Genomic DNA, 19,137 nt, shown 5'->3' on the forward strand with positions numbered 1-19,137 from the left:
CCTACGCGGCGGCTCCACGCCTACCCACCAGCGCGGTCGCCGGATTGTGATGGCCTGGAGATCCGGCGATGGCGTCCCGGAACGCAGTGACCACCCAGTCCCGGTCGAACATCACGTCCTCCCAAGAGAACCTCAGGAGTCGCCACCCTCGGACGGTCAAGCTGACCTGTCTGCGGCAGTCGCGGGCGAGCGCTGCCCGCGTGCCGTGGTGCGCGAAGCTCTCGGCCTCGGCCCCGATCATCAGTTCGGAGTTGCCCAGATCGAGCCTCGCGGAGAAGCTGCGGTCCCGAACGACGACCTGCGGCTCGAAGCCGCTGATGCCCGCCTCGATCAGGATCGCTCGGAGCGCCGACTCCAAGGGCGACTCGGCGCGGCCGTCAGCCGCGGCTGCCGCTCGCCGCGCTCGAAGGCTTCCCGGTCCACGAAGCTCGGCGGCGGCGACCATCAACTGGGAGCGGTCCACCACTCCGAGGCGCAGGGCCGAGTCGGCGACCGTGAGCCCCTCGACGAAGGGCAGGGTTCGCACGCAGTCCAGGATCGTGCGCAGTTTTCCGGTGCAGTGGCCGTCGGACGGTACGTCGTCTGCCCAGTGCAGCTCGCAGTCCACCGGGCTCAGGCGACGGTGCTGCCCACGAGGAACGGTGATCTGCGGCTTGTCCGGCATCGCCAGCACGTCGAAGCCGTGCAGGATCGCCGCGCTGAGGTGGGACACCACCCCGCCCTGCGCGCGAGCGGCCACGATCGGATCGAGCGCGGTCGGCAGCGCGTAGACCCCCTTCGCGATCCGGCGGATCGTTCCGGCGGCCAGCGCTGCGCGAATCGCATGCCCGGAAACCAGAGCGCGCAGCTCGCCGAAGGCCGCCGTCCCGTCGCGGCGGAGTACATCGACCACTGCCGGCATGTGCTCGATGGTGCCGCACTTCCGCCAGATCACGTCGGGCGTTGTCCACAGGCGATCCCCAGGCCATCACATCCACCCGCTCCGCCACCTGGCACGCGAGCGCAGCGACCTGGGTCGCGATTGTGATGGCCTGGGGATCGCAAAACCCCATGCATACCCGCCGGACGTGCGGGATCCTGGGGGTATGGACACCAGGGCACGGTTGCGGGCCGCGTTTCGTTGGGAGACGGATCGGGGCGTGTGAAGTAGTTACGCCGACCTGACCGGGTGGTGGCGTGATGCCGAGCTGTTGCGGGAGCTCGGGCCGGCGCTTGCGGGGCTGTACGACGAGAGGCCCACGGTAGTTCTGGGGCCGGTGTCGCGGGGATCGCTGGTCGGGGCGTTGACGGCGGCGGCGCTCGGGGTCGGGTTCGTCGAGATGCGGCGGAGCGGGGGCTCGGCGGTCGACAGTGACCGGTGGGCGCGGCGTACGACGGCGCCCGACTACCAGGACCGGCATGTCGTGTTCGGGTTCCGGCGGGCGCTGGTCCGGGCCGGCGATCGCGTGCTGATGGTGGACGACTGGGCCGACACCGGCGCGACGGCGCGGGTGGCTCGGGAGTTGGTCGCGGAGTGCGGGGCGCACTGGATCGGCGCGGCCTGCATCGTCGACGGGCTCACCGACCCGCGCCTCCGGCACGACCTGCCCCTGAAGGCGCTGCTCAACATCCGGCAGCTCTAGGCCAGTTCCTTCGACAGCAGCAGCGCGGTCGAACCGTCGGGCAGGACCTGCTTGCCGACCTCGGCGTAGCCGCGGCCGGTGTGGAAGGTCAGCGCCGGGGTGTCGACGGGGACCGCGGCGACCGCGCGGTCGAACGGCTTGGCGGCCCGTTCGATCGCGCGGTAGACCTGCGTCGCGATGCCGGTACGCCGGTGCTCGGCCGCGACCACGATCCGCTCGACGAGCAGGAACCGGTCGGCGTACGTCCGGGTGAACGCCTCGAACGCGAGCCCGTCGTACGCCGACCCGGGGGTGAAGGTGAGCACGAAACCGGCCGGCTCCCCGTCCAGCTCGACGACGGCCGCGTGCGCGGCGATCAGCCGGAGCCAGTCCAGGCGGTCGGGGCCGAGCGGGTCGACGAGGCCCTCCGCGGTCGCGTTCAGCGCCAGGACCGCGGCACTGTCGGCGGCGGTCATCGGGCGGAGGATCACAGTGACCAGCGTCGCATGGTAAACGTTTTCACCGGGAGGGGTCACCCTGGCCGCACCCTGGCCCGCACCCCGAAAACCGGGGCCGCCCTTGGGAATGACCTGACCGGTGTGCAATGTTGAGCCCAGTGAACTCAAGTTTGTTCAGTCACGGATTTGAAACCGAGGCGGACGAACGGCAACATTGAGTCTGCATCACTCAACTCTGTGGAGGTAAAGCATGGCCCGCGCGGTCGGTATCGATCTCGGTACGACGAACTCCGTCATCGCCGTACTGGAAGGTGGCGAGCCCACCGTCATCCCCAACGCCGAGGGAGCGCGCACGACGCCCTCGGTGGTGGCCTTCGCCAAGAACGGCGAGGTCCTGGTCGGCGAGGTGGCGAAGCGCCAGGCCACCACGAACGTCGACCGCACCATCCGCTCGGTCAAGCGCCACATGGGCGAGGCCTGGAGCGTGGACATCGACGGCAAGAAGTTCACCCCGCAGCAGATCAGCGCGTTCGTGCTGCAGAAGCTGAAGCGGGACGCCGAGGCGTACCTCGGGGAGCAGGTCACCGACGCGGTTATCACCGTGCCGGCGTACTTCTCCGACGCGCAGCGCCAGGCGACCAAGGAGGCCGGCGAGATCGCGGGCCTGAAGGTGCACCGGATCGTCAACGAGCCGACCGCGGCCGCGCTCGCCTACGGCCTGGACAAGGGCACCGAGCAGACCATCCTGGTCTTCGACCTCGGCGGCGGCACCTTCGACGTCTCGCTGCTGGAGATCGGCGACGGCGTCTTCGAGGTGAAGGCGACCAGCGGTGACAACCACCTCGGTGGCGACGACTGGGACGCGCGGATCGTGCAGTGGCTGGTCACCCAGTTCAAGAACAAGAACGGCACCGACCTGTCCGGCGACAAGATGGCCATGCAGCGCCTCACCGAGGCCGCCGAGAAGGCCAAGATCGAGCTGTCCAGCGCGGCCGAGACCACCATCCACCTGCCGTACCTGAGCCTCACCGACGCCGGCCCGCTGCACCTGGAGGAGAAGCTCTCCCGGGCCGAGTTCCAGAAGATGACCAACGACCTGCTGGAGCGCGCCCGCGCCCCGTTCAAGGCCGTCATCAAGGACGCCGGCATCGACGTGTCGAAGATCGACCACGTGATCCTGGTCGGCGGCTCGACCCGGATGCCCGCGGTGGCCGACCTGGTCAAGGAGCTGACCGGCGGCAAGGACCCGAACAAGGGCGTGAACCCGGACGAGGTCGTCGCGGTCGGCGCCTCCCTGCAGGCCGGTGTGCTGAAGGGTGAGGTCAAGGACGTCCTGCTGCTCGACGTGACCCCGCTGAGCCTCGGCATCGAGACCAAGGGCGGCGTGTTCACCAAGATCATCGAGCGCAACACCACGATCCCGACCAAGGGCTCGGAGATCTTCACCACGGCCGAGGACAACCAGCCGTCGGTGATGATCCAGGTCTACCAGGGCGAGCGCGAGATGGCCCGCGACAACAAGTCGCTCGGCAACTTCGAGCTGACCGGCCTGCCGCCGGCGCCGCGGAACGTGCCGCAGATCGAGGTCACCTTCGACATCGACGCGAACGGCATCGTGCACGTGAACGCCAAGGACCTGGCCACCGGCAAGGAGCAGCGGATGACCGTCACCGGCGGTTCCGCGCTGCCGAAGGACGACATCGACAAGATGGTCCGCGACGCCGAGCAGTACGCCGAGGAGGACCGCAAGCGCCGCGAGGCCGTCGAGAACCGCAACCAGGCGGAGAGCCTCGTCTACCAGACCGAGAAGTTCCTGACCGAGAACGAGGACAAGGTCCCCGACGACGTCAAGACCGAGGTCAAGGACGGCGTGGCCGAGCTGAAGAAGGCGCTCGAGGGTGACGACGCCGACGCGGTCAAGGCCGCCTCGGAGAAGCTCGCCCAGTCCAGCCAGAAGATGGGCGCGGCGATGTACGCGAACGCCCAGGCCGCGGGCTCCTCGTCCGACGAGGACACCACCGCCGGCAGCCAGGACGGCACGAGCAACGACGACGACGTGGTCGACGCCGAGATCGTGGACGAGGATCGGCCGCAGGACAAGACGGAGGACAAGTGACGGATCGACCGACGGGCAGCGAGTTCGGCGACGGCGAGCCCGTCGTCCGGGACAAGCGCCGGATCGACCCGGACACCGGCAAGCTGCGGGAGCCCGCGAAGACCCCGGAGTCTTCCGACGCTCCCGCGGCGGGCGCCGCGCCCGGCACGCCCGGTACTCCGGGCGCCCAGCCGCCGCGGGACCCGTCCGACCTGATCGGGCCCTCCGCCCAGGAGGCGCTGCTGACCGAGGCGCTCAAGGAGCGTACGGCGGACCTGCAGCGGTTGCAGGCCGAGTACGTGAACTACAAGCGCCGGGTGGACCGGGACCGCGAGGCGGCCCGGGAGCTCGTGGTCGGCTCGGTGCTCACCGAGATGCTCGGGATCCTGGACGACATCGGCCGGGCCCGGGAAGCCGGTGAGCTGGAGGGCGCGTTCAAGGCGGTGTCCGAGTCGCTGGAGCGGGTCACCGAGAAGCTCGGCCTGGTGAAGTTCGGCGAGAAGGGCGACCCCTTCGACCCGCGGATCCACGAGGCCCTGCTGCACAACTACTCCGACGAGGTCGACGGCCCGACCGCGACGATGATCATGCAACCGGGCTACCGGCTCGGCGAGCGGATCCTCCGGGCGGCCCGGGTGGCCGTGTCGGAGCCGACCGAACAACTGCCGGCCGACGCCGCGAAGGCCGACGTACCGGTGGAGAGCACTGATGACGAACAGGCCGCGGACAAGTCTGCGGAGTAGTCGACACGACGGGAGGGGAGGCGCCGGATGAGCACGAAGGACTGGATCGAGAAGGACTTCTACAAGGTTCTCGGCGTCTCCAAGACCGCCGATGCCGACGAGATCAAGAAGGCCTACCGGAAGCTGGCGCGGCAGTACCACCCGGACTCCAACGCCGGCGACACCAAGGCGGAGGCGAAGTTCAAGGAGGTCTCCGAGGCGTACGACGTCGTCGGCGACCCGAAGAAGCGCAAGGAGTACGACGAGGCGCGCCGGCTGTTCGGCAGCGGCGGCTTCCGGATGCCGGGCGGCGGCGGGCAGGGCGGTTTCGACTTCAACGTCGGTGACCTGTTCAACCGCGGCGGCGGCACCGGGGCCGGCGGCGGTCTCGGGGACATCCTGGGCGGCATGTTCGGCGGCGGTGGCCGTACCTCGACCACCACGACGGCCCGGCCGCGGCGCGGCCAGGACATCGAGACCGAGGCGACGATCGAGTTCGCCGAGGCCGTGAACGGTGTCACCGTCGGGCTCCGGATGACCAGCGACGCGCCGTGCCCGACGTGTCGCGGGACCGGCGCGAAGTACGGCACGGTGCCGAAGGTCTGCCTGAAGTGCGAGGGCACGGGCATGCAGACCTCGGTGCAGGGCGGCGTGTTCGCGATGACCGAGCCGTGCACCGAGTGCAAGGGCCGCGGCCTGGTCGTCGACCAGCCGTGCGAGACCTGCCACGGCTCCGGCCGCGGCCAGTCGAGCAAGACCATGCAGGTCCGCATCCCCGCGGGTGTGCAGGACGGTCAGCGGATCCGGTTGAAGGGCAAGGGTGCGGCCGGCGAACGGGGTGGCCCCGCGGGCGACCTCTACGTCACCGTGCACGTCAAGCCGCACCGGATCTTCGGCCGGCAGGGCGAGCACCTGACGCTGAACGTCCCGGTGAGCTTCACCGAGGCGGCGCTGGGTGCCGAGATCAAGGTCCCGACTCTGGACGGCCTGCCCGTCACGGTCCGGATCCCGGCCGGTACGGCGAACGGCAGCAAGCTGCGCGTCCGCGGCAAGGGTTCGGTCCGCCGGGACGGAACGAAGGGCGACCTGCTGCTCACCCTCGAGGTGCAGGTGCCGCACGAGCTGACCGACGAGCAGAAGGCGAAGCTGGAGGAGTTCAGCTCGGCGTCGGACCAGCCTGATCTGCGGGCCGGGTTGTTCGGGAGTCCGTGATGGGGATCCCGTTCAACCAGGTGCCGACCTGGGACGACCGCACCCCGATCTACGTGATCTCGGTGGCGGCCCAGCTGGCCGGTATGCACCCGCAGACCCTGCGTCAGTACGACCGGCTCGGCCTGGTGGTGCCGAGCCGGGCGTCCGGCCGCGGCCGGCGCTATTCGGCGTACGACGTGGCCAAGCTGAGGTACGTGCAGCACCTCAGCCAGGAAGAGGGCATCAACCTGGCGGGAATTCAGCGCATTCTCGCGCTACAGTCCGAAGTAGAGGACCTGCGCAAGCGGGTCAACCAGCTACTGGCAGAGGTCCAGCGCGGTGTCGGCGCTTCCCGGCGTCCCGCCGCCAGCCGGGTGTTCTCCGCCGGTCCCGCGGGTGACGTGATCGCCATGGGCCGGCAGCAGACCACCACCCGGTGGATTCGCACCCAGCCTCTGGAGCTCGGCTCACGCTGATCCTCGCAAAGCAACCGGAGGAGTTCCGAAACCCACCCCTCGGAGCCTCCGGTCCGGTGGAGGTTGTCGTTCCCCCGCGACGCCTCCGCAAGTCGGAGGCCCGCTACCCCCCAGCGGCCTCCGGCCCACCGCAGGGTGGTCCTCCCCGGACCGCCCTGCGGTTCTCTTGTTCGCTGTTGTCTTGCGGCGCGCACCGCCTACCCTGGCGGGGTGACCCTGAAGCTGGAAACGGACCGGCTGCTGATCCGGGACTGGGAGGAAGACGACGCCGACGCCGCGCTGGAGATCTACGGCTCCGCCGACGTGGCGCCCTGGCTGTCACCGGCCATCGAGAAGGTTCCGGACGCCGCGAGTATGCGGTTCCTCCTGCACGCCTGGATCGAGGCACAGCCGAACTTCGTCGTACCGGCGGGACGCTGGGCGGTGGAGCGGAAGTCCGACGGCGAGGTCGTCGGCGCACTCCTGATCCGGCTGCTGCCGCCGTACGAGGAGGATCTGGAGATCGGCTGGCAGTTGCGGCCGAGCGCGTGGGGCCACGGGTACGCGACCGAGGCCAGCCGGGCGCTGATGGGATGGGCGTTCAGCGGCGGCGAGGTCGACGAGCTGTTCGCCGTCGCCCGGCCGCACAACAAGCGCGCGATCGCCACCGCCAAACGGCTCGGCATGGAGTGGGTCGGCGAGACCGACAAGTACTACGACCTCAATCTCCAGGTGTACCGGATCCGCGCGTCGGAGTTCACCGCCTGAGCGATGATCAGCACCGCGCAGAGCAGGTAAGCGTTCGCGACCACGGTCTGTACGGCGTTGTAGCCGAACTCCTGGTCGTGCGCGAACGGCAGCCACCAGGGCAGCCCGGTGACGAACACGAACGTCATCGCGGCGGCCCCGGCGGTACGCCAGGACAGCAGGACGGAGCACCGCGCCCAGACGAGCGCGGTCGCGGGCACGGCCCAGACCCAGTGCCCGGTCCACGAGATCGGTGACACCAGCAGACCGGTCAGCGCGGTGACGACGACCGCCTCGAAGGGCAGGCCGCGGTCGTGCAGGCGACGGGCGACCAGCAGGCCCGCGACGCCGACGATGCTTGCTGCGAGCAACCACAGGGGAACGGTGGTGGCCGAGTTCCCGGTCACCCGGGCGATCGCGCCGCGCAGCGACTGGTTGCTGATGTAGTGCGCCGGACCGGGCCGCGACGGGTCGAAGACGTACTTCGTCCAGAAGTCGGTCGTCGCCTTCGGCATGACCGCGTAGGCGAGCAGCATCGTGGCGACCGTCGTACCGGCGGCGACGGCTGCCTCGCGGAACCGCCGGGTGATCAGCAGGAACACGATGAAGATGCCCGGCGTCAGCTTGATGCCGGTGGCAACGCCGATCAGGACGCCGCGGAACCGGCGCGGCATCGGACCGACCAGATCCAGCATCAGCAGGGCGAGCAGCACCAGGTTGATCTGGCCGAGCCCGAAGCTCGACCACACCGGCTCGAAGACCAACGCGGCGAAGGCGATCCCGAGCGCCGCGACCGATCCCCACCGCAGCGCCCGCGCCGTCGTCCAGCCGATGACCAGCAACGCGGCCGCGGACGCCAGCGTGATCAGGACCCGGGCGAATCCCGCCCCGACCGCGAACGGCGCGAACACCAGCGCGGCGAACGGCGGATACGTGAAGCCGAGCCCGAGCCCGGGAATGTCGTAGATGTCCCGGCCGTCGGTGAGTGCGCGGGCTGCCGCGTGGTACACCCTGAGGTCGCCCATGTCGGCGTTCCAGGGATGCCAGACCAGCAGGCAGGCCACCGGCAACATCGTTGCCGCCAGCACCAGAATCGCCGTCGGCGTCCGCCGCCGGACACGTTCCGAAACTCCGTCGATCGTCATGGCTCCGACGATTCCGGCGACCCCCGGGCCGGCACATCGCCGTCGCGAGCGAACCCGGATCGCCGCGTCGGACCATCCCGTCGTACCTGCCGTCGCACCCGGGAGTGATCCTCGTGTCACTCCTGAGAGTGACGGCCGGTGAGCGTTCGGCAGCGCACAATGAGGCCGTGAAGCAGTTGTGGCGTACTCCGTGGCCGGACGTCGCGGTCGCGGTGGCCGGCCTGGTCAGCCTGCAGATCGGTGCGGCGGACGCCGGCGCGCCCGGCTGGCCGTTCGTGCCGCTGTGGCTGCGGCTCGTCGTCATGCTGTGCCCGCTGCTGATCGCGATCCGCCGGATCGAACCGGCGCTCGCGCTGCCAGGCCTGGTCCTCGGCGCCTACCTGACCGGTCTGGTCGGTCAGCCCGACTGGTTCCTGCTGGCCGGGGTCGTCCTCGCACTGTGGTCGTTGGCCGGCCGCTGCCGGGTACCGACGGTGCTCGTGGTCGCGGCGGGCTCGGCCACGCTGCCGCTGCTGCTGAACCAGGTCCGCGGCAGGCTGATGTTCGCGATCTACCCCGACCTGGCGCAGGCCGGGCACCTGGTCACGCACGGCTGGCAGCGCTGGCAGGCGCTGCTCGTGGTCGTCGTCGCGCTCGCCTTCCTGCTGATCAGACGCAACAGCTGGGCGCAGGCGGTGACCGCGACGCAGCGGCAGGCCGACCTGCGCGCGTTCCTGCGCGACCCCGAGCACGCGCACCAGCGCGACGTACTCGTGGCCGTCGCCACGACGGGCCTCGTCCTCACCGAGATCGGCCAGGACCTGTTCGAGGGCAACTGGTGGAGCGCGCCCGGCTGGATGCCGTACGCCGTCGCGTACGCCGGCCTCGTCCTCGTACTGCGTCGCGCGCCGGTCGTGCCGGTCGTCGTACTGGCCGGCGCCGCGCTGATCGCGAACTGGCAGGCTTCCTCGCCGATCCTGACCCTGTACTCCGCGCTCGGCCTCGCGCTGTACCGGCTCGTCGTACTGCCCGCCCACAGCCGCAGCCTGCGCTGGACGGTGCCGACGGCAATCGCCGTGCTGGCCGCGATGCCGCTGGTCACCTGGCGGATGCGCTACCCGGTGATGGCCCTGATCTTCCCGTCGATCGAGCACCGCACGCTGATCACGGACATCGAGGGGATCCTGCGCAACCCCGAGTACGACGCCATCGTCGCGCACCGCTGGCCGGTCAGCTTCGCGCTGACGCTGCTGCTGCCGGTGTGCGCGGGCGTCGCGGTGCGGCTCTACCGGCGGAATGTGCAGGCCGCGCAGCGGGAGGCCGAGCTCGAGATGGTCGCGGTGGAGCGGGAGGCGGCGCGGGTCGTGCTGACCGAGCGGTCGCACATCGCGCGGGACCTGCACGACGTGGTCGCGCACGCGGTCAACCTGATGGTGATCCAGGCCGAAACCGGTCCGGATCTCGTACGGCGGGGTGACGCCGACGTGCTGGCCGGATTCCAGCGGATCGGTGACGCGGGCCGCGGCGCGTTGAGCGAGCTGGACCGGTTGTTGTCCGCGCTCCGCGACGCGGACGGCGTACCGGATCCGCAGCTCGCGCCGCAGCCCGGGCTGGCGGATCTGCCACAGTTGGTCACGGTCGTGTCGGGCGGCCACCTGCCGGTCGCACTCGACGTGGAAGGCGATCCGGACGGCCCGCCTGAAGGGCAGCAGCTGGCGGCGTACCGGCTGGTGCAGGAGGCGTTGACGAACGTCGTACGGCATGCGAAGGCGTCGGCGGCGCGGGTCCTGGTGCGCATCGAGGAGACGGGGGTGCGGGTCGAGGTGGCCGACGACGGCAGCGGGTTCGACGTCGCGGCGGCCGGCCGCAGTACGCGGCACGGGCTGGCCGGGATGCGCGAACGGGTCCGGATCGAGGGCGGCACGCTCGACATCCGCAGTACGCCGGGATCCGGCACCACGGTCGCGGCCTGGTTCCCGGTCGGAGCCGGCCGGTGACCGGCCGGCGGCCGATCAAGGTGATGGTCGTCGACGACCAGGACCTGGTCCGGGACGGGATCGCGATGATCCTCGACGGCCAGCCCGACATCGAGGTGGTGGCGCAGGCGACCGACGGCGCGGACGCGGTCCGGCAGGCGGCCGCGATCCTGGACCTGGCCGTGGTGCTGATGGACGTCCGGATGCCCGTGATGGACGGGATCGAGGCGACCCGGCGGCTGGCCGGCGGGCCGCGGGTGGTGATCCTGACCACCTTCGACCTCGACGAGTACGTGTACGACGCGCTCCGGGCCGGAGCCAGCGGGTTCCTGCTGAAGCGGTCCTCGCGGGACGAGCTGATCAACGCCGTCCGGGTGATCGCGGCCGGTGACGCGCTGCTGGCGCCGCCGGTGACGCGGCGGCTGATCGACCGGTTCGCCGAGACCCAGGTGGACCCCGACGTGGTCGCCCGGCTCGACGACCTGACCGCGCGGGAGCGGGAGATCCTGGTGCTGATCGCCAAGGGCAACTCGAACGCCGAGATCGCCGCCGGGCTGCACCTGACCGAGCACACGGTGAAGACGCACGTCAGCCGGATGCTCGCCAAGACCGGCGCCCGGGACCGCGTCCAGGCCGTGATCCTCGCCTACAACGCCGGGCTGGTGACCGCCGGTCGCGGTTGAGAACCCTGGTTCGGCCCTGAGATTTTCCCAGAGTTGAGTGGAATGGACTCAAGTTTGGATAAGTTGTACCCAGTGACTGTTGTTGCTGGAACTCGAAAGGCTGGAACCAGATGGATGTTCAGCGGTTGACGACGCTGGCCCGGGAAACCCTGTCGGTCGCGATCCGTCAGACCTCCGCGGCGGGCAACCCGACCGTGGAACCGATTCACCTGCTGTCGGCGCTGCTCGCGCAGCCCGAAGGAACGACGATCGGCCTGCTCGAGGCGGCCAGCGGCGACCTGGACGCCGTACGCCGGAAGACCGCCGAGCAGCTGACCCGGCTGCCGAAGGCGAGCGGCGGCAGCGTGCAGGCGCCCAGCCTGTCGCCGCGGACCGGCGACGTGCTGAACCAGGCGGAGCAGCGGGCCCTCGGGCTCGGGGACGAGTACGTCTCCACCGAGCACCTGCTGATCGCGCTCGCGACCGTCGAGGGCCCTGCGCAGAGCGCGCTCGGCGTGACGCCGGACGCGCTGCTGCAGGCGTTCGACCAGATGCGCGGCAACCGCCGGATCACCTCGCCGGAGGCCGAGGGCACCACCAAGAGCCTGGAGAAGTACGGCGTCGACCTGACCCAGCGCGCCAAGGACGGCAAGCTCGACCCGGTCATCGGGCGCGACACCGAGATCCGGCGCGTGGTGCAGGTGCTGTCCCGCCGTACCAAGAACAACCCGGTGCTGATCGGTGAGCCCGGCGTCGGCAAGACCGCCGTCGTCGAGGGCCTCGCGCAGCGGATCGTCGCCGGTGACGTCCCGGAGTCGCTGCGCGGCCGCCGGCTGATCAGCCTGGACCTGGGCGCGATGGTCGCCGGGGCGAAGTACCGCGGTGAGTTCGAGGAGCGGCTGAAGGCCGTGCTGACCGAGATCAAGGAGTCCGACGGTCAGGTCATCACGTTCATCGACGAGCTGCACACGGTCGTCGGCGCCGGTGCGTCCGGCGAGGGCGCGATGGACGCCGGCAACATGCTGAAGCCGATGCTGGCCCGCGGCGAGCTGCGGATGATCGGCGCGACCACCCTGGACGAGTACCGGACCCGGATCGAGAAGGACCCGGCGCTGGAGCGGCGGTTCCAGCAGGTCTTCGTCGGCGAGCCGTCGGTCGAGGACTCGATCGCGATCCTGCGCGGCCTGAAGGAGCGCTACGAGGCGCACCACAAGGTCGCGATCTCCGACTCCGCGCTGGTCGCCGCGGCGACGCTGTCGAACCGGTACATCACCGGCCGCCAGCTGCCCGACAAGGCGATCGACCTGGTCGACGAGGCCGCGTCCCGGCTGCGGATGGAGATCGACTCGTCCCCGGTCGAGATCGACTCGCTGCGCCGCACGGTCGACCGGCTGAAGATGGAGGAGCTCGCGCTGTCCCACGAGGACGACGCCTCGTCGCAGGAGCGGCTGGAGCGGCTGCGCGCCGACCTCGCCGACCGCGAGGAGGAGCTGCGCGCGCTGGAGGCCCGCTGGGAGCGCGAGAAGTCCGGCCTGAACCGGGTCGGTGAGATCAAGGAGCGCATCGACGAGCTGCGCGGCCAGGCCGAGCGCGCCCAGCGCGACGGCGACCTGGAGACCGCGTCCCGGCTGCTGTACGGCGAGATCCCGCAGCTCACCAAGGAACTCGAGGAGGCCGACGCCGAGGAAGAGGTTGCCGAGGGCCCCGAAGCGATGGTCAACGAGGAGGTCGGCCCCACCGAGATCGCCGAGGTGATCGCGATGTGGACCGGGATCCCGACCGGCCGGCTGCTCGAGGGCGAGACCGGCAAGCTGCTCCGGATGGAGGAGGAGCTGGGCCACCGGCTGATCGGTCAGCGTGAGGCGGTCAAGGCCGTGAGCGACGCCGTACGGCGGGCGCGCGCGGGCATCTCGGACCCGGACCGGCCGACCGGTTCGTTCCTGTTCCTCGGCCCGACCGGTGTCGGCAAGACCGAGCTGGCGAAGGCGCTCGCGGACTTCCTGTTCGACGACGAGCGGGCGATGGTCCGGATCGACATGTCGGAGTACAGCGAGAAGCACAGCGTCGCGCGGCTGGTCGGCGCCCCGCCCGGGTACGTCGGGTACGAGGAGGGCGGCCAGCTCACCGAGGCGGTCCGGCGGCGTCCGTACTCCGTGATCCTGCTGGACGAGGTGGAGAAGGCGCACCCCGAGGTCTTCGACATCCTGCTGCAGGTGCTCGACGACGGGCGGCTGACCGACGGCCAGGGCCGGACGGTCGACTTCCGGAACGTGATCCTGATCCTGACCAGCAACCTCGGGTCGGCGTACCTGGCCGACATCACGCTGGACGACCAGGTGAAGCGCGACCAGGTGATGGCCGTGGTGCGGCAGTCGTTCAAGCCGGAGTTCATCAACCGGCTGGACGAGATCGTACTGTTCGACGCGCTCGGCAGCGAGGAGCTGACCCAGATCGTCGGGCTGCAGATCGCGGCGCTGCAGCGCCGCCTGACCGACCGGCGGATCACGCTGGCCGTCGACGAGAGCGCGATGGAGTGGCTGGCGATGACCGGGTACGACCCCGTGTACGGCGCCCGCCCCCTGCGCCGCCTGGTCCAGTCCGCCATCGGCGACGAACTCGCCCGCGGCCTGCTCAACGGCACCATCCGCGACGGCGAAACCGTCAACGTGACGCTGAACGAGGCAAAGGACGCCCTGGACGTCGCTGCCTGACGATCACTGCGAGCCGGGCCGGTCTACCTGACCGGCCCGGCTTTTCCGTTGCACGCCTTCAAACACTTGAACTTCCGGCTGTTGTGAGTCGGTATCTCTCCGCTCTTGAAACCAGTGGTTACTGCTTGGTAGGAACGTCCGTCAGCAAAAGTACTGAACAGTAGTTCAAGTACCTGAAACTTGGATTTTCCGGCGGGGGGTCCCCGGAGTCCGACGGTGAGTGGAGGACTCAATGCAGCGCAGTACCTTGCTCTCCGGTGTGCTGCTGGCCGTCGTCGCGGGGCTGTTGTGTCTGGTCGGGGAAGCTCTCGGTCTGGACACGCAGCACGTGGCGCTGGTCGGCGGAGCACTGGGTGGTGTGGTGGGGCTGGTGCCGGATCGCTCTCCGGCGATGCGTGCGACCGGCTTCTTGATCGGACTGTTCGTCGCCTGGCTCGGATTCGCGGTACGGGCGCTCTATCTGCCTGACTCGGCGTCGGGCCGGGCCGTCGCGGCCGTCGCCGTGGTGGCCGTGTGCGTGGCGTTCGCGGCCGGCTCGGCCGAGCGGATTCCTTTGTGGACCTTGCTGCTCGGCGCGGCCGCAATGGTCGCCGTGTACGAGGAGGCCTATACCGCGGACAGCCCGGCCTTCCTGGCCCAGTCGCCGTCGGCGGCCACCGGCGTACTGCTGGCGGCTGGGATCGGGTTCCTGGCGACCTCGCTCCAGCGGCCCCGACCGGTGCCGGCCGCTGAACGTTCCGAGGTACCACCACCCGACGAGCCGACCGAAGAAGACGTTGCCTGGGTTCCCGCCGACGACACCCGTGAGCTTGCCTCGACCGAAGGAGACCGTGCGTGACCGCCCGACGCATCACCCGGGGACTGGCTGTCGCCGTCGCCGTCCCGTCCGCTTTCGTCCTGTCGACGTCCCAGGCGCTGGCCACCTCGAGCGCACTCTCCGCCGGACCCGTCACGGTCACCAACACCGAGACCGTTCAGGCCAGACTCGATCCCAGCGGCAAGGTCCAAGGCGCTCGCGTCTACGAGCAACTCGCCTTTGTCGGCAGCGGAAAGGTGAAGGTCGCCAACCCGGTCTCGACCGACGGCCTGCGCAACCTGGACAGCTTCGGCGGCTTCGCGGTCAAGGACGGCAAGATGGCCGTCGACCTGTCGGTGGACGGCGAGCAGCGGATTCGCACCGTCAGCGACTTCGACAAGCGGAAGCTGCCGATCAAGGTCGCCGTCACCTACACCTTGAACGGCAAGAAGCTGTCCAAACCCAGTGACGTCGTCGGCAAGAAGGGCAGGCTGGAGGCGCGCTACGTCGTCGAGAACACGTCGGCCAGGACCGAGTCGGTGACGATCACCGACGGGTACGGCAAGCAGGTCGTCGAGGAGGCCGAGGTCGTCCTTCCGATGGTCGGTCAGCTGACGACTGTGCTGCCGCCCGAATTCGGTGACGTCACCTCGGCCGAGGCGAACAAGGCCGGCGACGGCAAGGGCGGTACGAAGCTGAGCTTCACCGCGACGCTGTTCCCGCCCGTCGGCGCCGCGACCGCGGAGTTCGGCTGGGCGGCCGAGGTCACGGACGCGATCGTCCCCGAGGCCGAGCTGACCGCGTTGCCGGTCAGCCCGCTGGAGAGCCCGACGTTCAAGACCGCGGTGTCCGGCTACCAGAGCGGCGCGGAGAAGGGCGCCGACCTGGTCGAGGGTGGTACGACGCTCGACGCGAACCTGATCCGGCTGCGGGACGGCTCGCAGAAGCTGCTCGCCGGCCTGCTCCAGTTGAACGCCGGTGCGAAGACCCTGAACGAAGGCCTCGCCAACCAGGCCGCGCCCGGTGCCACGAAGCTCTCCAGCGGTGCGGCACGGCTCGCCGGCGGCCTGGCCGAGCTCGAGTCCGGTGCATCTCAACTGCGCGCCAAGACCGGCGAGGCGGCCAAGGGTGCGGACAAGCTCGACAAAGGCGCGGGCGCGCTGCAGAAAGGCGCCAAGGACCTCGCCGCAGGTGCCGGCCGGTTGAAGACCGGTACCGGCAAACTCGCCTCCGGCCTGAATGAGGCCACCGGCAAGGCTCCGGCGCTGATCGACGGACTGAAGCAGGTCAGTGGCGGCCTGAAGAGCGTCGAGGACGGGCTGGGTCAGATGTACGGCGGCGTCGGTCAGCTGCCCGCCAAAGCGAAACCCCTGCACGAGGGGATCGCGCAGCTCCGCGCGGGCATCGGCTCGGTCCGAACCGAGGGAACGCTGCTCGGCGGACTGGAGACCCTGAAGAAGCAACTCGCCGCCTCCGGTCCGGGAATCGACAAGATGCGCGGCGGCGTGCACTGCGCGGCGGACGCGCTCAACGCGGTCAGCAAAGGCAAGCCGGCCGGAACGTACGACGAAGCCTGCTACGGCCCTGCTGCCGCGCAGCTCAACGGGCCGGCCGGGGCGCTGAACGTCGGGCCGGAGACCAACCCGGTCAAGAAGATGATCCTCGACTCGGTGATCGCGCAGATGGGCTCGATGGGCGACCCGGTGCCCGATCTGGACAAGCCGCTGCCGGATTCGGCCAAACTGCAGGTTGCGCTCGCTTACCTGAAGGGCCGGCTGACCCAGCGCGCCGTACCAGGGATCGCGCAGCTGCAGTGCGGCCTCGACAACCGGGTCTCGGGCTGCCCGGACTCGGAGCCTGGTCTGATGCAGGGGCTCGCGGCGCTGGATGCCGGTGTGACTCAGCTGGTGTCCGGCGTGGTGGCCGGCGTCCAGAGCGGCATCGGTACGTCGAAGGACACACCGGCCAGCAAGACGCTGCGTGGTGGGGTCAACGGGCTGCAGAGTGGAGTCGGACAGATCCAGGAAGGTGGCAAGACTCTGCTGGCCGGCCTCACCCAGCTGTCGGACGGCGCTGATCAGCTCGACACCGGGGCGGGTGCGCTGTCCAGCGGTACCGGCAAGCTCAAGGCGGGTGTCGGCGTGCTGGTGGACGGCACCGGGAAGCTCGACAACGGACTCGGGTTGCTGGCTGGCGGCACCGGCAGACTGGCCGACGGCGTCGGCCAGGCCAAGACCGGCTCGGACCAGCTGGCGCAGGGCTCCAAGGATCTGGCGACCGGCATCGGCTCCGCGGCCGAGGGGTCGGGCAAGCTGGCGGACGGCCTCACCAGTGCCACCGAACAAGCGCCCGCCATCCCCGACGGCGCCGGCCGGCTCTCGAAGGAAGGTGCGAAGGTGCTGACGAAGAACGGCGCCGACACCGCACGCGACTTCGGCCGCCGCTACGGCCTGCTCGCTGCCGCCGCCGACCGGGCCAAGACCGAGTCGATGCCCTTCGGCGCTCCCGAGGGTGCGACCGGCGCGACGGCGTACTCGCTCAAGCTGGCCGGGTCTACCGGTGAGGGCGACCGCAGCTGGATCCGCCTGCTCGCCGGCCTGGCGGTCTTCGGTGTCGCCATCGGCGTCACCGGCCTGCTTCGCAGACGCGTCACCTCCTGAGCCTCGCTGCCCACGCCGGGCCCGGCCCGGCGTGGGCAGCGTCGTTTGGCCGATCTGGGAGGATCGGGGTGGGGATCGTGGAAGGACGTTGGATGACTGCGCAGGGCGGTGACGGGCCGGGTGGGCCGGGACCGTACAGCGGCATGTTCGGTGCCGTTCCGGAGACGTACGGCCCGCCGACGGCGGCCCCGCGGCAGGTGACGGTCGCCGCGGTGATCTCGGCGGGGCTAGGCGCGATGTGCCTACTGCTCGCCGGGCTCGCGCTGACCGCCGCGGGCGATCAGATCTCCGAGGTGCTCACCGGGTCCCGCGACAAGACCGCCCTTGCGGTCGGGGCGGTGCTGGTGTGCGCGGCGGCGTACGTGGTCCCGGCGATCTTCCTCCGCAAGCGGCACGCCTGGGCGCGGTACGTGCTGATCGCGGTCGCGGCGATGGGCATCGCCGGTGGCGTGATGGCGCTGCCCGCCAGCCTGCTCGGTCTCGCCGTGCACGCCACCCTGCTGATCCTGATGCTGCAGCGCCCCACCAGACTGTGGTTCCAGCACCGCTGACGCCTGGGAGACCTTCGTGGAGATCTGGATCAATCCCGCCTGCCACAACGAAGCTGCCGCCAAGCCGCTCAAGACGCTGCCCCGGGACGCCGAGCACCGCGCCGACTGGATCGCGGCCATGGTCGCGAACCCGATCCTCATCCAGCGCCCGATCATCACCGCCGACGACCGGACCACCGCCGTCGCCCGCGACCCCGAAACGCTCGCGAAGTTCCTCTAGAGCTTCTGGAGGCGGGTCAGGGCCTCCTGGATGACGGCCGGTTGCTTGCAGAAGGCCCAGCGGACCAGGGGTTTGCCGTAGTCGGTGTTGTCGTAGAAGACCTGGTGGGGGATCGCGACGACGCCGGCGCGTTCGGGGAGCATCCGGCAGAACTCGATGCCGTCGGTGTGGCCGAGCGGGCGGATGTCGGTGGTGACGAAGTAGGTGGCGGCGGGGCGGTGCACCTCGAAGCCCAGCTCGGCGAGGCCGTCCGACAACAGGTCGCGACACGCCTGCAGGTCGCCGCGCAGCCGGTCGTAGTAGTCGTTGCCCAGGGCAAGCGCGTTCGCGACCGCGGGCTGGAAGGGCGAGCCGGAGGTGAAGGTGAGGAACTGCTTGGCCCCGGCCACCGCGGCCACTACCTCGGGTGCGCCGGTGACCCACCCGATCTTCCAGCCGGTGACCGCGAACGTCTTCCCCGCGCTGCTGATCGAGACGGTTCGCTCCGCCATCCCGTCGTACGACGCCAGCGGCCGGTGCGTCCCGTCGTACACGAGGTGTTCGTAGACCTCGTCGGTGATCACGACCAGGTCATGGTCGACGGCGACCGCGCTGATGCCGCGCAGTTCCTCGTCGGTGAGGACGGTGCCGGTCGGGTTGTGCGGCGAGTTGATCAGCAGCACCTTCGTCCGCGGGGTGATCGCGGCCCGCAGTTCGTCGAGATCCAGCCGGTACGACGGCGCGCGCAGCGTCACCGGTACCCGACGGCCGCCGGCGAAGGCGATGCCGGCCGCGTACGAGTCGTAGTACGGCTCGAGCGCGATCACCTCGTCACCCGGCTCGACGAACGCGAGCAGCGCGGCCGCGATCGCTTCGGTCGCGCCGGTGGTGACCAGGACCTGCGTGTCCGGGTCGTACGTCAGGCCGTAGAACCGCTGCTGGTGGTCCACGATCGCCTGCCGGAGCGCGGGGACGCCGCGCGCGGGTGCGTACTGGTTGGCGCCGCCGCGGATCGCCGCGATCGCGTCCTCGAGCAACGAGTCCGGCCCGTCGCGGTCCGGGAAGCCCTGGCCGAGGTTCACCGACCCGGTGGCCAGTGCGAGTGCCGACATCTCGGCGAAGATCGTCGTACCCAGCCCGTCCAACCGCTCTGCGTGTGCGCGCATCTGCTCAGGGTATGACGGCGGCA

At 70.2% G+C, this 19,137-nt stretch carries 17 protein-coding genes; 13 read left to right on the forward strand and 4 right to left on the reverse strand.

Annotated features, from left to right (window positions below):
• Nucleotide 1: 1 nt before the first annotated feature.
• Entirely contained in the window at nt 2-901 is a 900-nt protein-coding gene (locus ABN611_RS14075) for a hypothetical protein (RefSeq protein ID WP_350280308.1), read from the reverse strand.
• Nucleotides 902-1,256: 355 nt separating this feature from the next.
• Between ABN611_RS14075 and ABN611_RS14080 the strand changes: the two genes are divergently transcribed.
• On the forward strand, nt 1,257-1,622 hold the full coding sequence (locus ABN611_RS14080) for a phosphoribosyltransferase family protein (RefSeq protein WP_350280309.1): 366 nt from the start codon (nt 1,257-1,259) through the stop codon (nt 1,620-1,622).
• Here ABN611_RS14080 and ABN611_RS14085 read toward each other — a convergent pair.
• Nucleotides 1,619-2,077, reverse strand: a complete 459-nt coding sequence (locus ABN611_RS14085) for a GNAT family N-acetyltransferase (protein WP_350280310.1) — start codon at nt 2,075-2,077, stop codon at nt 1,619-1,621. The genes ABN611_RS14080 and ABN611_RS14085 overlap by 4 nt on opposite strands.
• Nucleotides 2,078-2,309: 232 nt before the next feature.
• Here ABN611_RS14085 and dnaK point away from each other — a divergent pair, with 232 nt between their 5' ends.
• The 5 genes from dnaK (at nt 2,310) to ABN611_RS14110 (ending at nt 7,290) form a co-directional block, all read left to right on the forward strand.
• Entirely contained in the window at nt 2,310-4,175 is a 1,866-nt protein-coding gene (gene dnaK, locus ABN611_RS14090) for a molecular chaperone DnaK (protein WP_350280311.1), read from the forward strand.
• Complete coding sequence (grpE, locus tag ABN611_RS14095) at nt 4,172-4,897, forward strand: nucleotide exchange factor GrpE (protein ID WP_350280312.1); 726 nt, start codon at nt 4,172-4,174, stop codon at nt 4,895-4,897. Before dnaK ends, grpE begins: the two co-directional genes overlap by 4 nt.
• A 27-nt stretch (nt 4,898-4,924) precedes the next feature.
• Complete coding sequence (gene dnaJ / locus ABN611_RS14100; protein ID WP_350280313.1) at nt 4,925-6,088, forward strand: molecular chaperone DnaJ; 1,164 nt, start codon at nt 4,925-4,927, stop codon at nt 6,086-6,088.
• Entirely contained in the window at nt 6,088-6,543 is a 456-nt protein-coding gene (locus ABN611_RS14105; RefSeq protein WP_350280314.1) for a helix-turn-helix transcriptional regulator, read from the forward strand. Before dnaJ ends, ABN611_RS14105 begins: the two co-directional genes overlap by 1 nt.
• 210 nt (nt 6,544-6,753) lie before the next feature.
• The gene (locus tag ABN611_RS14110) at nt 6,754-7,290 is read left to right on the forward strand and encodes a GNAT family N-acetyltransferase (protein WP_350280315.1); all 537 of its coding nucleotides are present in this window, start codon (nt 6,754-6,756) and stop codon (nt 7,288-7,290) included.
• On the opposite strand, the gene ABN611_RS14115 is transcribed toward ABN611_RS14110, so the two are convergent.
• Nucleotides 7,236-8,414 carry a glycosyltransferase 87 family protein gene (locus ABN611_RS14115; protein ID WP_350280316.1) on the reverse strand — a complete coding sequence of 393 codons (1,179 nt, stop codon included), beginning with the start codon at nt 8,412-8,414 and terminating at the stop codon, nt 7,236-7,238. The genes ABN611_RS14110 and ABN611_RS14115 overlap by 55 nt on opposite strands.
• A gap of 167 nt (nt 8,415-8,581) precedes the next feature.
• Here ABN611_RS14115 and ABN611_RS14120 point away from each other — a divergent pair, with 167 nt between their 5' ends.
• The 7 genes from ABN611_RS14120 (at nt 8,582) to ABN611_RS14150 (ending at nt 17,969) form a co-directional block, all read left to right on the forward strand.
• Nucleotides 8,582-10,390, forward strand: a complete 1,809-nt coding sequence (locus tag ABN611_RS14120; protein ID WP_350280317.1) for a sensor histidine kinase — start codon at nt 8,582-8,584, stop codon at nt 10,388-10,390.
• On the forward strand, nt 10,387-11,052 hold the full coding sequence (locus tag ABN611_RS14125) for a response regulator transcription factor (protein WP_350280318.1): 666 nt from the start codon (nt 10,387-10,389) through the stop codon (nt 11,050-11,052). Before ABN611_RS14120 ends, ABN611_RS14125 begins: the two co-directional genes overlap by 4 nt.
• Nucleotides 11,053-11,162: 110 nt before the next feature.
• The gene (gene clpB / locus ABN611_RS14130) at nt 11,163-13,742 is read left to right on the forward strand and encodes an ATP-dependent chaperone ClpB (RefSeq protein WP_350280319.1); all 2,580 of its coding nucleotides are present in this window, start codon (nt 11,163-11,165) and stop codon (nt 13,740-13,742) included.
• Between the two features lie 232 nt (nt 13,743-13,974).
• Nucleotides 13,975-14,580: a hypothetical protein gene (locus ABN611_RS14135; protein WP_350280320.1), complete on the forward strand. Its 606-nt coding sequence runs from the start codon at nt 13,975-13,977 to the stop codon at nt 14,578-14,580.
• Complete coding sequence (locus ABN611_RS14140; RefSeq protein ID WP_350280321.1) at nt 14,577-17,198, forward strand: hypothetical protein; 2,622 nt, start codon at nt 14,577-14,579, stop codon at nt 17,196-17,198. The genes ABN611_RS14135 and ABN611_RS14140 overlap by 4 nt, the downstream gene beginning before the upstream one ends.
• Nucleotides 17,199-17,290: 92 nt before the next feature.
• Entirely contained in the window at nt 17,291-17,749 is a 459-nt protein-coding gene (locus ABN611_RS14145; RefSeq protein ID WP_350280322.1) for a hypothetical protein, read from the forward strand.
• A gap of 16 nt (nt 17,750-17,765) precedes the next feature.
• Nucleotides 17,766-17,969, forward strand: a complete 204-nt coding sequence (locus tag ABN611_RS14150) for an ArsC/Spx/MgsR family protein (protein WP_350280323.1) — start codon at nt 17,766-17,768, stop codon at nt 17,967-17,969.
• Here ABN611_RS14150 and ABN611_RS14155 read toward each other — a convergent pair.
• Entirely contained in the window at nt 17,966-19,114 is a 1,149-nt protein-coding gene (locus ABN611_RS14155) for a pyridoxal phosphate-dependent aminotransferase (RefSeq protein WP_350280324.1), read from the reverse strand. The genes ABN611_RS14150 and ABN611_RS14155 overlap by 4 nt on opposite strands.
• Nucleotides 19,115-19,137: the final 23 nt, after the last annotated feature.

This window comes from Kribbella sp. HUAS MG21, from assembly GCF_040254265.1.
In the GTDB taxonomy this organism is placed as follows: domain Bacteria; phylum Actinomycetota; class Actinomycetes; order Propionibacteriales; family Kribbellaceae; genus Kribbella.

Coding starts and splice junctions, on each gene's coding strand:
- ABN611_RS14135 (WP_350280320.1), top strand. CDS start 13,975: ATGCAGCGCAGTACCTTGCTCTCCGGTGTGCTGCTGGCCGTCGTCGCG.
- dnaJ (WP_350280313.1), top strand. CDS start 4,925: ATGAGCACGAAGGACTGGATCGAGAAGGACTTCTACAAGGTTCTCGGC.
- ABN611_RS14115 (WP_350280316.1), bottom strand. CDS start 8,414: ATGACGATCGACGGAGTTTCGGAACGTGTCCGGCGGCGGACGCCGACG.
- ABN611_RS14105 (WP_350280314.1), top strand. CDS start 6,088: ATGGGGATCCCGTTCAACCAGGTGCCGACCTGGGACGACCGCACCCCG.
- ABN611_RS14075 (WP_350280308.1), bottom strand. CDS start 901: ATGCCGGCAGTGGTCGATGTACTCCGCCGCGACGGGACGGCGGCCTTC.
- ABN611_RS14155 (WP_350280324.1), bottom strand. CDS start 19,114: ATGCGCGCACACGCAGAGCGGTTGGACGGGCTGGGTACGACGATCTTC.
- dnaK (WP_350280311.1), top strand. CDS start 2,310: ATGGCCCGCGCGGTCGGTATCGATCTCGGTACGACGAACTCCGTCATC.
- ABN611_RS14085 (WP_350280310.1), bottom strand. CDS start 2,077: ATGACCGCCGCCGACAGTGCCGCGGTCCTGGCGCTGAACGCGACCGCG.
- clpB (WP_350280319.1), top strand. CDS start 11,163: ATGGATGTTCAGCGGTTGACGACGCTGGCCCGGGAAACCCTGTCGGTC.
- ABN611_RS14145 (WP_350280322.1), top strand. CDS start 17,291: ATGACTGCGCAGGGCGGTGACGGGCCGGGTGGGCCGGGACCGTACAGC.